The following is a 16089-nucleotide window of genomic DNA, read 5'->3' as shown; positions in this document are numbered from 1 at the left end:
AGAAGAGAATGAAGTGAAGATAAAAGTGAATGCCTAAATCGACTTATTTACTCTTTTCTAAATGCTTTCATATTTGCGGGTGAATCGACCATAACCTCATCAGCACCTAATTCAGTAGCCTGAATATAGTCTTTCTCTGTGTTGATCCCAAAAAGAACAATATGAGCATTGCCACCAGCACGAAAACAAGACATTGCATCTTTATCCCAACTCAGAACTGAAGCGGAACGCGCTTCACCTAATGTGTACTTCTCAACAACTTCGACTTTTCGGTGAAGCTCTAACCCATACCAACGAGTAATATCTAAATTTTCAGGTAACAGGCAAACATGGCTCATTGTGATATTGGCTAAAATATCACGAGTGATATCACGGCTTTCAAAACGTTGTACATTTGTCGGTAAGGCATCAAGAAATGAGGTGTTTGTAGAATAGACGCGAGTTCTCTCCAGTGCGTTATGATTACGAAGTACGGTTATTAATGCTTCCCCTTGGATTGCTGGATCAGCATCTGGTGATTTTAAATCCAGATAAAACTGTGTTGTGGGGAATTGAGTTAAGATCTCATCCAATGTCGGAATGGTGACACCTTTATTTCGATAAGGAAATTGCTGAGCTTCACCAAATTTATAGCCGGCATCCCATTGCTTCAGTTGCTGTGCAGTAAATTCAGAAACACTGCCTTGCCCATTCGTTAAGCTTTTTAAATCGCTAGGGCGATAAAGAACAGGAATATTATCTTTTGATAATTGAATAGTGATCCAAATTGCGTCAGCTTGATTAGAGAGCGCTGTTTTTATAGCAATTTCAGTATTTTCAGGGGCATCAGCTGTGCCACCACGATGAGCGATAATTTTAGGAGATGCCATAAGAATTACAGAATAAAAAAAGAGAGAAATAGCGATGAATAATTTGATCATGAAAAATTATTTCCTTGTTTTATATGTAGTTACAAAACAATATTTAAAATTAATGTAATTAATCAACGAGCAAAAACAATCTATCATCACTTTGTGACAATTCTATAAATAAACAGACTAATTCAGATTTTTATGAGAAATACCCCCAAATAGAGGGAGGTAAGAGCGAATAAAAATTGTAGTTAATATCTATTTACTGTATATTTAAACAGTAAATAAAGTGAGGTGATTGTATGCGTAAAATTATTCATGTTGATATGGATTGTTTTTATGCTGCGATTGAAATGCGAGATAATCCAGCACTAAAAGAGATCCCAATTGCAGTTGGAGGCAATGCTTCTAGTCGAGGAGTGATCTGTACGGCGAATTATCCTGCCCGTCGTTTTGGTGTCCGTAGTGCGATGTCAACGGCAACCGCATTGAAGTTATGTCCTCACTTAAAAGTATTGCCCGGCAGAATGGCTCTTTATAAAGAGACATCAGCCAAAATACGCCAAATTTTTTCTCGCTATACTCACCTTATTGAACCTCTTTCACTTGATGAAGCTTATCTTGATGTATCTGACAGTAAGCATTGTCATGGTTCAGCAACGTTGATGGCTAAAGAAATTCGTCAACAAATTTTTGATGAGTTAAATATCACGGCATCCGCAGGTATTGCTCCGATTAAATTTCTTGCAAAAATTGCCTCTGATATGAATAAACCAAATGGACAATTTGTTATTACACCAGAGCAAGTCGATGATTTTATTTTAAAATTACCACTTAATAAAATACCCGGTGTAGGTAAGGTGACATTTGCGCGCTTGCAAGAAATGAGGTTAGAAACTTGCGCTGATATTCGCCGTACTGATGTCTTTTCTTTAGTAAAAGTGTTTGGAAAATTTGGTCAAAATTTATGGGAACGTAGTCATGGCATCGATGAGCGTGAAATTAACCCAGATAGACTTAGAAAATCAGTTGGAGTTGAACGTACTTTTTCCTCAGATATTAATTCTTGGGATGATTGCTTGGTATTACTTGATGGATTATATAGCGAATTAGAAAGACGATTAACAAAAGTTAAACCAGACCTAAGGATAGCAAGGCAAGGTGTTAAATTAAAATTTGATGATTTTCAATTAACGACACAAGAGCATACTCATCCTATTTTAGAGAAAGCCGATTTAATCAATATTGCCTACCAAGCATGGCATGAGCGTCGAAATGGCAGAGGTGTGCGTTTGATCGGATTTCATGTCACCTTGCAAGATCCACAAATAGAACGACAACTTCTTTTAGCACTATAAAAATTAAAAAACCATAGTCGATCAACAGATTGACTATGGTTAACTTAGTTAATCTATTTAATTAATTTCTATAGTATTACCAGCGATAATTCATAGTTGCTGTCATTGTTCTGCCAATGCCATAAAAACACGCAGTATCACCAGCACAAGATGCAACATAATGTTTATTCGCAATATTATTCATATTAAGCTGAATTTCAGCACCTTTAAAAGAAGGTGATAGCTCACCTAATGAATAACCAATCATTGCATCGTAAAGTGTAACTGCGGGTACACTAACTGTATTTTTGGTATCGCCTTGAGACACACCCACATATCTGACACCAACACCCGCTTTAGCGCCATTAAATAGCCCAGAGGTTTCATCATATTGACCCCAAAGTGATGCCATATGCTTGGGAACTCTAGGGAGTTCTTTTCCTTGTGTTCCCGCAATAATGGTTTTTCTTACTTCAGTATCGGTATAAGCATAACTGCTGATAAATGAAATATTTTCAGTTAATTGGCTATTAATTTGTGCTTCAACACCACGGCTTCTAATTTCACCCACTGGTTCAAAATACGCTTTTTCAGCATTGTAGTTGGTAACATTACGTTGTTGTAATTGATAAATAGAGAGTGTTGCCAATGTTTGCTCATTTGGTGTCAGGTATTTTATTCCAGCCTCTAATTGACGGCCTTCACTAGGTTCAAAAGGAGCACTTCCTGGAGCTCTACGAGTTTGTAAATTAGGTTCAAACGAGGTGCTATAACTAATATATGGCGAAATACCATTATCAAAAGCATATAAAAGCCCTGCACGACCCGTTAATTTATGATCATCTTGCTGATCATAGCTTTTAGCTAAGAAATCATGAGTACGAACTTGAGCCCAATCTTGGCGTAATCCTGCAAGTAAGATCCAATTTTTCCATTCGATCTGATCTTGTAGATATAACCCAATTTGGTCACGCTTTTGTAGTTGATCGGTCGCAGGTTTTTGTAAACTCATATCGATTGGATAGTGGTAGTTAGGATCACGCCAATCAAGATCGTACTCTGGTCCCATTGCTCGAAGCAAATTATCTTGATCTTTGCTCCATTGATAATCAATACCAGCAATCACAGTATGATTAAGTTTTGCAGTGGTAAAGTCGGCTTGCAAGCGAGTATCTATTCCTAAAGTATCTGTTTCACGCTGCTCTTGTTGCGCTCGGCGTTCAAGAACATAAGGGTTATCTTTTCTTAAAGAGCCAAATACAAGATATTTATATTTTTGATTAATATGGCTATATCGAGCATTTTGTACAATTTTTAGTGAATCACTAAATTCGTGTTCAAATTCATAGCCTATACCATATTGTTGACGCCATGACTTATGGTAATCGGGATTGTTAACATCAAAATCAAAAGGGATCGTACCAGCCGGAGTACTTTTAACCGTACCATAAGCAGGTAAAAAATTACGATACCCAGCTTCAGGCTCTTGCTGAATAAAGCTTAGTAGTGTTAAGCGAGTTTGTTCATTAGGTAAAAAAGTAATAGCAGGAGCAAGAGCAAAACGTTCTTCTTTATAGTTTTTTATTTGAGTGTGTTGTGTTTTTGCAACACCGTTTAGGCGATAAAGCACACGATTATCATCACTTAATGCCCCTGAAAAATCAAAAGCAGTTTCTGCTAATTTATCATTGCCTGCTCGTACTTGAATATGGTGAATAGGGGTTGCGGTTGGTCTTTTACTTGTCATTGCCACAAGGCCACCCGGATTGACTTGACCATAGAGAACGGATGCAGGTCCTCTGACCACTTCAACGCGCTCTAATAACCAGGGATCAATTGCTCCAGTTGATGATGAAGCTCCCATTCCATAACTTAGGCCGTCAAGAAAACGAGGGGCATAACTGTATCCACGAATAAAAACCTCATCATTACGATTAGAACTTCCACGATATTCTGTGAAAACTCCGGGCGTATAACGTAATGCTTGAGAAACTGAACTGACATCTTGAGCATCCATTTGATCACGCGTAATCACACTAATGGATTGTGGTGTTTTTTCAATTTCACTTGGTGTTTTATTTGTTGATAGCGTTTTTGTTGCCACAAAACCGGAAACAGGCGCTTGAGGATCTTGCGATGGAGATGCCGTAACAATTATCTTTTCAGGTATATTTTGATTGACGGCCGCATGAATTTGAACAGAGAGTAAACTTAGAGGCAAGGCGAGAAAGACGCTAGCAACGTAATTTTTATTAGACACAATAGAACCCTTTAGTTTTTTATTTTTTAACTTTAAATTCGGAGGCCATGAAAATATCACTCTAAAAACATTAATGCTAATGATAATGATTAGCATTCTATATATTTAATTTATTAAGATTTATTTTCTTATTCCATAATGGAATAAGCGATTATGTAATTGGCTATATAAGGAATAAATTATGATCTTTAAGGGAAATTACGTGTGATTTGAGAGGATAATTTATTTTTTGGTGATAGTTTTAGGCACAAAAAACCCGCCAATTAAGCGGGTTCCATTATTAACATTAAAGCGAAATTATTTAGCTGGGATCGCTTTTAAAATTGCAGTTAATAATTGCCAGTATTGACCGACGCTCTTAACGTGAACGCGTTCGTCTGGTGAGTGAGCACCACGGATTGTTGGCCCAATCGAAACCATATCCATATCAGGGTAAGGTTTTTTGAATAGACCACATTCAAGACCTGCGTGGATAACCATGATATTTGGCACTTTATCAAACAGTTGTTGATAAGTGTCACGAACTAAATGCATAACAGGAGAGTCTGCATCTGGTTTCCAACCTGGGTAACCGCCTTTGGTTTCGATATCCGCTTTAGCCAGTTTTGCTAATGCTGTCAGCATGCTAACAACATAAGTTTTACCGCTATCAATCAGAGAACGAATTAAGCACAAGATCTCTACTTTATCGTCAACAATGCTAACAACACCTACGTTTAAGGAAGTTTCAACAACACCTTCAACGTCGTCACTCATACGAATAACGCCATTTGGCATAGCATTAAGTAGGTTGATTAAGCGCTCTTGGCAATCTGCGGTGAAAACTTTTTTATCTGTTGTTGTATCAATTAATTCAATTTTCAGATTTTTTTCAGCAATAGCTAATTCAGTTTTTAAAAGAGCTTCAAATTTCTCTTTTACTGCGTCTAGTTGGCTTGCTTTATCCGCTGGAATTGCAAAAACAATGTTTGCTTCACGAGGAATAGCATTACGCAGTGTACCACCGTGAAAATCAATTAATTTCAGTGATAATTCTTCTGCATGACCCGCTAAGAAACGCGCTAATAATTTATTTGCGTTACCTAAACCTAAATGGATATCACCACCAGAGTGACCGCCATTTAATCCTTTCAGAACCAGTTGCTTAACAACGTGACCTGCTGGGATTGCATCGTAAGAAAGGCTTACTGTGGTTTTAACATCAATACCACCCGCACAGCCCATGTAGATTTCACCTTCTTCTTCAGAGTCTGTGTTGATAAGAATATCTGCTTGTAACCAACCTGGTTGTAAACCAAATGCTCCGTCCATGCCTGTTTCTTCAGTCATGGTTAACAGGACTTCTAATGGGCCGTGTTTAACAGTATCGTCAGCTAAAACAGCTAATGCAGATGCCATACCGACACCATTATCAGCACCTAATGTAGTGCCTTTAGCTTTGATCCACTCACCGTCAATGTAAGGTTGAATCGGATCTTTAGTGAAGTCGTGAACGGTGTCGTTGTTTTTTTGTGGCACCATATCTAAGTGTGCTTGTAAAACAACGGCTTTACGATCTTCCATGCCTTTAGTTGCTGGTTTACGAATTAAAATATTGCCAACTGCATCGCGCTGTGCAAAAAGACCTTTTTCACTTGCCCAAGAAAGAATATGGGAAGCTAAGGCTTCTTCATGATGTGATGGATGTGGAATCGAACAAATTTTTGCAAAAATATCCCATAGTGGTTGTGGGGATAGAGTAGATAGTTCAGACACGATGGATCTCCTCTAACAGCATCTGTGTTATTGATAGCCTACCGCTTTTTTAAGGGCTAGCTTTATTATTCTGAGCGTTATACGCCAATGTAGTTGAGAATATCACTTTCTTCTGATGAATGCGTCATTCTATTCACATCTCTATCTAAGAAATTAGATCTCTATTTGTATTCATTTTTTATATAGTTTGTTTTTTAATCATAAAAAGGCATTACAGAAAAAAATAAGGATAATCTCATCTGTTTTCACGTTTTCTCTGGTTTTTAGGCGCTCAAATCACTATAATCTCGCGCAACCTTTTTTTCCGCAAAAAAGCTTCTCTCGAAATTCAAGTAGCTAGGATCACAATATTATGAGCGAAAAATATGTTGTAACGTGGGATATGTTGCAAATACATGCCCGTCAATTGGCGCAACGTTTATTACCAGTCGAACAGTGGACAGGCATTATTGCTGTCAGCCGTGGGGGGTTAGTCCCTGCTGCATTACTTGCTCGTGAATTAGGTATCCGTCATGTGGATACAGTCTGCATTTCTAGCTATGACCACGATCATCAGCGCGACCTCAAAATCTTAAAAAAAGCAGAAGGTGATGGTGAAGGCTTTATCGTTGTTGACGATTTAGTTGATACTGGTGGTACTGCTAAAGTTATCCGTGAAATGTATCCAAAAGCGCATTTCGTCACTATCTTTGCAAAACCAGAAGGGCGTCCTTTAGTGGATGATTTCGTGGTTGATATTCCACAAAATACATGGATTGAACAGCCTTGGGATATGGGTGTTGCCTTTATTCCACCTGTTTGCGATCAAAAATAAGTTGATAGCATTCACTTTGCTGGTTTAGTTGAGATCCTCGCTTAGGCGGGGATTTTTGTTTTTAAGCTTCTTTCTCTCCCTTTTTATGATGTCTTCGTGCGGTTGCTTGTTGTGATACACATTGTTCAAGTCGATTTCATGCTATGATAAAACCATACTTTTAAGCTTCTTTATACGATATCCACTGATTTGAAGAGTGATATGGCAAACGATACGAATCTTTCTGAAACTTTATTTAAACCACGAGCAAAACACGCTGAAACCTCAACACTAATTCAGTACACCCATCCAAAATCGAATATTAATACCTATACTGTGCTTAATGGTACGAGCCAGCAAAATTGGTATCGGACAATTCAACGTTTACTTTGGATTTGGCGTGGAATTTCTCCTATTGAGATAGAAGAGGTTTTAAGTCGAATTGCGGTACAGGATGCCCCTCGTAGTGATGATAAATTTATTGATACCGTTGTTGGGTATCGTAAAGGTGGTTGGTCGTTTGAGTGGTCACATCAAGCGATGATCTGGCAACAAAAAGCATTACGTGAAGAGTCCGGTGATGCCGCGGCAGATTGTTGGCTACAAGCCGCACATCTTTATAGTATTGCCGCATATCCCTTTATTAATGGTGATTTCTTAGCAGATCAAGCCGTTATTTTGTCGATGAAAGCCTTTGAGAATGCGACGAAATTTTCTTCTTTTGAAGTCAAAAAACTGACATTTAAATTAGAAGGAAAAGGGACGACAACAGGTTTTCTGCATTTACCAAAAGATTGCAGAGGCCCTTATCCTACAGTGTTATTTTGCGGTGGATTAGACGGCTTACAAAGCGATTATGTTAGCTTCTTCCGTGATTATCTTTCCCCTAAAGGTATTGCAATGTTAACACTGGATATGCCTGCAATTGGTTATTCAGTAAAACAAAAACTAACGGAAGATACATGCCATTTACAAGGTGAAGTTCTAAAGCAACTTTCTGAAGTACCTTGGATTGATCATACTCGTATTGGTGTGATGGGCTTTCGCTTTGGTGGTAATATTGCTGTGCGTTTAGCTTATATCTATCCAAAATTGATTAAAGGTGTTGTTGCCTTAGGTCCGTTGATCCACACTTTCTTTACTCAAGCTGAATTACAGAAAAAAATTCCTGTGATGTATCTTGATGTGTTAGCAAGCCGCTTAGGGTTATGGAATATTGATGAAAATAACCTTCGATTATCGTTAAGCAGTTATTCCTTGAAAAACCAAGGTTTGATTGGACGACGCATGCCTGTTCCTATGATGGGGGTTTACTGGAAAGGGGATGAAATGAGCCCGAAAGAGGATTCGCAATTAATTGCACGCTCCTCTATGGATGGTGACATTCTTGCTATTAACGATAAACCGCTTTATGAAGGTTTAGAGCTAGCGTTACAAAAAAGCGCAGATTGGATCTATGATAAATTAATATAATTAATTTTGAACAATAACTTGCTAATTATATTAGATTATATAACAGTAGAGTTTCTAAGGAGACTGAATTTATGACTTCATCTTTGAACCCTACCCGAGGTAAGTTATTAAAGCGTTTTGCTCAAATCGGCCCATATATCCGAGAGCAACAATGCCAAGAGAGCCAGTTCTTTTTTGACTGTTTAGCAGTCTGTGTAAATAAAAAAGTCGCGCCGGAAAAACGAGAGTTTTGGGGCTGGTGGATGGAATTAGAACGTAATAATGAACAGTTGATTTATCATTATCAAATTGGGCTATTCGATAAAAATGGTGATTGGCTCCATCAGAACATAAGTAAGAATGATGTTGTTGAGTCAATCAATGAAACACTTATTCGTTTTCATGAATTTCTTCAACTCGCGGCGAGTGAATTAGAAATGACACTCATCCCAGATGAAAAAATGAACAAATTTCCTCTTCCCATTCAGCCCTAATTTTGTGTTAGGGCAACTTTTCATAGATTTTGCGTTATGTCAGTTGGCATAACGCTTCTCTCCTGATAAAACAGTGTATTATCTTTTTAAATAATCAACAAGAATGGTAAATGTTATGAGTAGCAGCCAAACGCTGGTTGTTAAATTAGGGACAAGTGTACTTACTGGTGGTTCACGACGTCTGGATCAGTCTCATATTGTAGAGCTGGTTCGCCAATGTGCTAAACAACACGAAAAAGGGCACCGGATTATTATTGTCACTTCTGGTGCAATTGCAGCAGGACGAGAGTATTTGAATTATCCTGATTTACCCGCAACTATTGCGTCAAAACAGTTACTTGCTGCTGTGGGGCAAAGTGCTTTAATTCAAGTATGGAAACAGTTGTTTGCTATCTATGGTATTCATATTGGTCAAATGCTATTAACGCGTGCTGATATTGAAGATAGAGAACGTTTCCTGAATGCGCGTGATACATTACATGCGTTGTTAGATAACCACATTATTCCCGTTATCAATGAAAATGATGCTGTTGCTACCGCGGAAATTAAAGTGGGTGATAACGATAACTTGTCAGCATTAGCTGCTATTTTAGGTGGCGCTGATAAACTGTTATTACTAACGGATATTGAAGGGCTTTACACGGCTGATCCTCGTAGTAATCCAGATGCTAAACTGATCCCTGAAGTTTTTGATATCAATGATGAGTTACGCCAAATGGCGGGTGATAGCGTATCTGGGCTAGGTACGGGTGGTATGGCAACAAAACTGCAAGCTGCAACTGTTGCAGGACGAGCAGGTATTGATGTTGTTATCGCGGCAGGCGTACAACCTGAAGTTATCGCTAAAGTTATCAATGATGAACCTGTTGGAACGTTATTCCATGGCTTACAAAGCCCATTAGAAGCACGTAAGCGCTGGATCTTTGGTGCGCCAATTGCTGGTGTGATAGTGGTTGATGAAGGGGCTGAAAACGCAATTAAAGAAAAAGGTAGCTCCCTTTTACCAAAAGGTATCAAAGAGATTAAAGGCGATTTCTCTCGTGGATGTGTTATTCGCATTCAAAGTTTACAAGGTAAAGATCTCGCTCATGGTGTTGCACACTATAATAGTGATGCACTGCGTTTAATTGCAGGACACCATTCACAAGAAATAAGTCAAATTTTAGGTTACGAGTATGGCAGTGTTGCTGTGCATCGTGATGATATGATTGTTAGCTAAGGAGCCTTCGGATGTTAGAACAAATGGGTAAATCTGCAAGAGAGGCATCTTGGCATTTAGCTCAACTATCAACAGAGCAAAAGAATCAGGCATTATTAGTGATGGCTGATTTATTAGAACAAGAAGAAGCTTCAATTCTTGCAGCAAATGAAAAAGATATGCAAGCGGCTCGTGAAGCCAACATCAATGCCGCTATGCTTGATCGTTTATTACTTAATTCCGCACGTTTAAAAGCAATCGCCGATGATGTAAGACAAGTATGTCGCTTAGAAGATCCTGTGGGTCAAGTTATTGATGGCCGTATGCTAGATAGTGGTTTACGTTTGGAGCGTCGTCGTGTGCCATTAGGGGTTGTGGGTGTTATTTATGAGGCTCGTCCTAATGTCACGATTGATGTCGCTTCTTTATGTTTGAAAACAGGTAATGCGGCTATTCTTCGTGGTGGAAAAGAAACCCATCATACTAACCAAGCGGTTGTTGCGGTAATTCAACAAGCATTAGAAAAATGTGATATTCCAGCCGGCGCTATTCAGGCAATTGATAAGCCAGATCGTGAGTTAGTCGCTAAAATGCTAAAAATGGATGAGTATATTGATATGCTTATTCCACGAGGCGGAGCTGGGTTGCATAAACTTTGCCGCGAACAATCAACCATTCCAGTTATTACTGGTGGCATCGGTGTTTGCCATACTTTTGTGGATGAAAGCGCAGATTTAGAAAAAGCATTAACGGTTATCGTAAATGCAAAAGTACAACGCCCAAGCGCGTGTAACTCTTTAGAAACGCTTTTAGTACACGAGAATATCGCAGCGCTATTTTTACCACAATTAAGTGATGCTATGGCAGCTCAAAAAGTGACTTTGCATTCAAGTGAAAAGGCATTGGCTGGGCTGAAAAAAGGCGGAGCTACTGTTGTTGATGTGAAAGATGCAGATTATTGCGATGAATGGTTATCACTTGATTTAAATGTAGAAGTGGTAAGTGGTTTAACTGAAGCAATTAGCCATATTCGCCATTATGGTACTGCACACTCTGACGCTATTTTAACGCAATCTATTGCTAATGCTGATCGCTTTGTTCGTCAAGTTGATTCGGCTGCTGTGTATGTTAATGCAAGTACACGTTTTACTGATGGCGGACAATTCGGTTTAGGCGCCGAAGTTGCTGTTAGTACACAGAAATTACATGCTAGAGGTCCGATGGGATTAGATGCCCTAACAACCTACAAATGGATTGGCTACGGCGATAATACAATTCGTAGTTAATTATTAATACGAATAAATAAGCCATACTTTTCTAAAGTGTGGCTTTATTTTTTTGTTACATCAGGTATGATATTTCATACTTTACAGTATGTAAATTTTTAATTACACCCCTGAAAGGGAACACACTATGGAGATAGTGCATTTTATGGATAGTACAATTTACCTTATCGGACCTAGAGGTGCAGGAAAAACAACAGTAGGTAAAGCACTTTCCCTAGCGTTAAATTATAAATTTGTAGATACAGATGATTGGATAACTCAAAAATATCAACAAACTATATCTTCTATGGTTCAAGAGAATGGTTGGGAGTTTTTTCGACAAACTGAATCAGAAGTGCTCGTCCAAGTTAGCCAACCTAATCAAGTTATCTCAACAGGTGGCGGTATGATTTTGGCAGATCAAAATCGTGCTTATATGAAATCTTCAGGTGTTATTATTTATTTACAGGCATCTCTTGAAACTTTAGTTGAGCGTTTATCTCAAGATCCAAATGAAGCACAAAGACCAAGTTTGACGGGGAAAACGTTAGTTTCAGAAATAAATGACGTTTTGGCTAAACGTGAACCTTTATATTTGCAATGTGCTGATATTATTGTCGATGCTGGATTACCTATTAATGAGATTATTGAGGTAATTCTCGCAAAACTCACGAAATAATTAAGAAGTCGTCTGATATAAAGGATAAAACAGGGAACATCTATTTTATTTTCATCACATCCTATTTATAGTAAGGCTAATTATAGCAAAATGAGATATGGATATGATGTTGATAGCGTTTTTTAAAACACTATTTAAATTCTTATTTAGAATAAGAATTGAAGGACTTGTTAATCAGTTTTCACAATATGAAAAATGTATAATTACACCAAATCATACTTCTTTTATTGACGGTATATTATTACGTTTATTCCTGCCTATTAATCCTGTGTTTGCTGTTTATACCTCTGTTGCTTCTGCAAAAACGACAAGGTGGTTAGGCCGTTATGCTGATATCGTACCTTTAGATCCCGCCAACCCAATGGCTGTTCGTCAATTAGTTAAAGAAGTGGATAAAGGTCGTCCTGTTGTGATTTTCCCAGAAGGAAGGATCACAGTAACAAATGGTTTGATGAAAATTTATGAAGGTGCTGCTTTTATTGCCGCAAAATCAGGCGCTAAAGTTGTTCCTGTTAGAATTGAAGGAGCTGAATTCAGCTATTTTTCACGAGTACGTAAAAGCTTACGAGTAAAGTCTCAATTCTTTCCTAGAATTACCATCAAGGTACTCCCTGCTGTTGATTTACCGATGCCAAAAGCTGAAAAATCTTCTGAGCGTCGCCGATTAGCGGGTGAAGCCATGCGTGATATCATGATGGAAGCCATCATGCAAACACGTCCTAATATCACACTGTATGAAGCATTTTTACAGGCTATGTCTCAATATGGCCGATTTAGTCCACTAATTTCTGATATCAACCTAAAAGAAGATTCTTATCAAGGGTTACTGAAGAAAACGTTAGGGATCAGTCGATTGATTGAGCGCTATACAGAGCCTAAAGAGCGTATAGGCTTACTGCTTCCAAATACAACAGTAACTGCGGCTGCACTATTAGGTGCAACAATGCGTCAACGTGTTGTGGCAATGCTTAACTACACTGCAGGTAGTTTAGGTGTGCAAAATGCGATGAAAGCCGCATCAATCAAAACCATCTTTACATCACGCCAATTTTTAGAAAAAGGGAACTTGTTACATATTCCTGAGCAAACGCCTGAAGCGAATTGGATTTACCTTGAGGATCTAAAAGATACTGTTACCAGTGAAGATAAACGCTGGATCCTCAAACATCTGATTACGCCTAAAAAAGCGATGTTACCGCAAGACGCAAATGATGCTGCCGTTATTTTATTTACATCAGGCTCTGAAGGAACGCCTAAAGGTGTTGTTCACAGTCATTCAAGTTTATTGGCTAACGTTGATCAAATTCGCGCTATTGCTGACTTTTCGCCAAAAGACAAATTTATGTCAGCATTGCCGTTATTCCATGCATTTGGTTTAACCGCTTGCTTACTGACTCCAATTTGCTTGGGCGCACGCGTTTTTCTTTATCCAAGTCCATTACACTATCGAGTTGTGCCTGAATTGGTCTATGACCAAAACTGTACGGTGTTATTTGGTACATCAACCTTTTTAGGAAACTACGGAAAATTTGCCCATCCTTATGATTTTGCCAGAGTTAGATATGTGGTTGCTGGGGCTGAAAAACTCTCTGAATCGACCCGTGTTTTATGGCAAGAGAAATTCGGTATTCGCATTTTAGAAGGTTATGGAGTAACAGAATGCGCACCTGTTGTTTCAATCAACGTGCCTATGAGTGCCAAAGCTCATACAGTGGGGCGTTTATTACCCGGTATGGAAGGGCGCTTAATTCCAATGAATGGTATTGCTGAAGGCGGTAGACTACAACTACGTGGCCCTAACGTAATGATGGGATATTTACGTGTAGAATCACCTGAAAAATTGGAAGTTCCTGTCGCAACTAATGCTGAAGGTATTGACGAAGAAGGTTGGTACGACACCGGTGATATCGTTGCTATTGATAGCGAAGGTTTTTGTACTATTAAAGGGCGCGTAAAACGCTTTGCAAAAATTGCAGGTGAAATGGTTTCTCTTGAGGGTGTTGAGCAACTTGCGCGTAAAGCATCTAAAGGTGAGCACGCTGTTGTGACAATAAGTGATAAACGCAGAGGCGAATCATTAGTGCTGTTCACAACAGATAAACAATTGGATCGTAGTACGCTGTCAGCATTGGCAAAATCGGAAGGTGTTGCTGAAATTGCTGTACCAAAGGATATTCGTTTTATCAAAGAAATTCCTGTTTTAGGGAGTGGGAAAACGGATTTTGTCTCATTGAAAAAACTTGCTGAACAGGAAAATAACTAATGTCAGAGAATATTAGCCAGCCTCCTTTAATGAGTAGAGGAATGAAAGCGGTATTGATATCGCAATTTCTTTCTGCTTTTGCTGACAATGCATTATTGTTTGCGATCCTTGCTCAGTTTAAATCGGCACTTTACCCAGAGTGGAGCCAGCCTGTTTTACAAATGGTCTTTGTGCTGGCTTTTATTCTCTTAGCACCTTTTGTAGGGCAGTTTGCTGATCGTAATCCTAAAGGCAGGGTTATGCTCAGTGGCAACCTTTTAAAATTCGTAGGCGCATTTCTTATCTGTGTAGGCTCAGATCCTTTCCTTGGTTATGCCTTAGTTGGAATTGGTGCCGCTGTTTATTCTCCTGCTAAATATGGTATTTTGGGTGAGTTAACAGATGGCGAGCGTTTAGTTAAAGCAAATGGCTTAATGGAAGCATCTACCATTGCTGCTATTTTACTGGGATCAGTTATTGGTGGTTTACTCTCTGACTGGAGCATTGTTTTTGCATTAGGTGTTTGCGCGGCAATGTATGCTTTAGCTGTATTTGTTAACTTTGGCATACCTAAATTATCAGCAGCTCAAATTGGTCGTGGTTGGAACATTAAAAAAATGTTCATCCAATTTCTTGAGGCTACGCGTACTTTATGGGCTGATAAAGAAAGTCGCTTTTCTTTAGTGGGAACCAGTATGTTTTGGGGCGCAGGAGTTACATTGCGTTTCTTACTTGTTCAATGGGTACCTATTGCTTTAGGTATGACTGATAATACGACACCAACTGTGTTAAATGCGATGGTTGCTATTGGGATCGTGGTCGGTGCTGGATTAGCCGCTAAATTTGTGACACTGAAAACAGTACGTCGCTGCATGCCTGCTGGTATTTTAATTGGCCTTGGTGTTGTTTACTTCTCATTGCAAACTTCAATTATTCCATCTTATCTAATTCTTATCATCATCGGTGTTTTTGGTGGTTTCTTTGTCGTTCCTCTGAATGCGCTATTACAAGACAAAGGAAAGCACAGTGTGGGTGCTGGCAATGCTATCGCTGTACAGAATCTTGGTGAAAATACAGCAATGCTATTAATGCTTGGATTATTCTCACTGGTTACGAGCATTGGTGTATCTGTCGTTGCTATTGGGATTGGCTTTGGTGCTATTTTTGCCTTAGCAATTGGTGGTTTATGGTTGTGGGATTGCACCAGAAAGAAATCTTAAACAGTGAGATTTAGAATAGAGGTTAGATGAACCTTAATGATAAATTACGATGAAATGACCCGCCTAAGTATTGAAGTGGGTAAAGTGTTAATTGAAAAGAAGAGTACGATAACAACGGCTGAATCTTGCACAGGCGGATGGATTGCGAAAGTTATTACGGATATTGCAGGAAGTTCTGAATATTATCATCGTGGCTTTGTAACATATAGCAATGAAGCAAAGCATGAAATGATAGGCGTTGATGAGCAAACTTTGCTTAAATACGGCGCGGTGAGTGAAGAAGTTGTTCTTCAAATGGCTAAAGGGGCACTGATAACAGCTAATGCAGATTTTGCAGTATCAGTGAGTGGTATTGCAGGCCCTGGTGGTGGGAGTGAAGAAAAACCTGTTGGTTTAGTTTGGTTCGGCTTTGCAATGAAAACGTCAACGGGTATTCAAACTACGGCAAAACACTGTATATTCAGTGGCTCACGAGAGCAAGTAAGAGCTGAATCTGTTATTTTTTCTTTAAAATCAATCCTTAAAGAAATTATTAATAATTAA

At 38.8% G+C, this 16089-nt stretch carries 13 protein-coding genes; 10 read left to right on the top strand and 3 right to left on the bottom strand.

Translation table 11 applies throughout. The annotated features are described in order from the left end of the window. Positions 1-47: 47 nt before the first annotated feature. On the bottom strand, positions 48-920 hold the full coding sequence (locus GTK47_RS17035; protein WP_165125393.1) for a glycerophosphodiester phosphodiesterase family protein: 873 nt from the start codon (positions 918-920) through the stop codon (positions 48-50). Between the two features lie 233 nt (positions 921-1153). Between GTK47_RS17035 and dinB the strand changes: the two genes are divergently transcribed. Continuing rightward, a complete protein-coding gene (gene dinB, locus GTK47_RS17030) occupies positions 1154-2209 on the top strand; it encodes a DNA polymerase IV (protein ID WP_165125390.1) in 1056 nt (351 codons plus the stop codon). A gap of 76 nt (positions 2210-2285) precedes the next feature. On the opposite strand, the gene GTK47_RS17025 is transcribed toward dinB, so the two are convergent. Further along, entirely contained in the window at positions 2286-4448 is a 2163-nt protein-coding gene (locus tag GTK47_RS17025; protein WP_165125387.1) for a TonB-dependent siderophore receptor, read from the bottom strand. A gap of 297 nt (positions 4449-4745) precedes the next feature. Next, positions 4746-6203, bottom strand: coding sequence for a beta-Ala-His dipeptidase (gene pepD, locus GTK47_RS17020; protein ID WP_165125384.1), 1458 nt, complete (start codon positions 6201-6203; stop codon positions 4746-4748). Positions 6204-6555: 352 nt separating this feature from the next. On the opposite strand from pepD, the gene gpt reads away from it, so the two are divergent. The 9 genes from gpt to pncC all read left to right on the top strand — a co-directional run bounded on the left by gpt (position 6556) and on the right by pncC (position 16089). Continuing rightward, positions 6556-7017: a xanthine phosphoribosyltransferase gene (gene gpt, locus GTK47_RS17015; protein ID WP_006534780.1), complete on the top strand. Its 462-nt coding sequence runs from the start codon at positions 6556-6558 to the stop codon at positions 7015-7017. Positions 7018-7218: 201 nt separating this feature from the next. Beyond that, a complete protein-coding gene (frsA, locus tag GTK47_RS17010; protein ID WP_165125381.1) occupies positions 7219-8469 on the top strand; it encodes an esterase FrsA in 1251 nt (416 codons plus the stop codon). A 71-nt stretch (positions 8470-8540) separates the two neighbouring features. Next, positions 8541-8942 (top strand): sigma factor-binding protein Crl, encoded by a 402-nt coding sequence (crl, locus tag GTK47_RS17005; protein ID WP_165125378.1) that lies wholly within the window; start codon positions 8541-8543, stop codon positions 8940-8942. Positions 8943-9057: 115 nt separating this feature from the next. Beyond that, positions 9058-10161, top strand: a complete 1104-nt coding sequence (gene proB, locus GTK47_RS17000; protein ID WP_036911879.1) for a glutamate 5-kinase — start codon at positions 9058-9060, stop codon at positions 10159-10161. An 11-nt stretch (positions 10162-10172) separates the two neighbouring features. Then, positions 10173-11426, top strand: coding sequence for a glutamate-5-semialdehyde dehydrogenase (locus GTK47_RS16995; protein ID WP_165125375.1), 1254 nt, complete (start codon positions 10173-10175; stop codon positions 11424-11426). A gap of 145 nt (positions 11427-11571) precedes the next feature. Continuing rightward, the gene (gene aroL / locus GTK47_RS16990) at positions 11572-12084 is read left to right on the top strand and encodes a shikimate kinase AroL (RefSeq protein ID WP_165125372.1); all 513 of its coding nucleotides are present in this window, start codon (positions 11572-11574) and stop codon (positions 12082-12084) included. 103 nt (positions 12085-12187) lie between these two features. Next, positions 12188-14347, top strand: coding sequence for a bifunctional acyl-ACP--phospholipid O-acyltransferase/long-chain-fatty-acid--ACP ligase (gene aas / locus GTK47_RS16985; RefSeq protein ID WP_165125369.1), 2160 nt, complete (start codon positions 12188-12190; stop codon positions 14345-14347). Then, entirely contained in the window at positions 14347-15546 is a 1200-nt protein-coding gene (gene lplT, locus GTK47_RS16980; RefSeq protein WP_165125366.1) for a lysophospholipid transporter LplT, read from the top strand. Before aas ends, lplT begins: the two co-directional genes overlap by 1 nt. A gap of 36 nt (positions 15547-15582) precedes the next feature. Then, a complete protein-coding gene (gene pncC / locus GTK47_RS16975) occupies positions 15583-16089 on the top strand; it encodes a nicotinamide-nucleotide amidase (RefSeq protein ID WP_165125363.1) in 507 nt (168 codons plus the stop codon).

Origin of the sequence: Proteus sp. ZN5 (assembly GCF_011046025.1) — a bacterium.
In the GTDB taxonomy this organism is placed as follows: Bacteria; Pseudomonadota; Gammaproteobacteria; order Enterobacterales; family Enterobacteriaceae; genus Proteus.
This window is presented reverse-complemented; position numbering and strand designations above follow the sequence as displayed.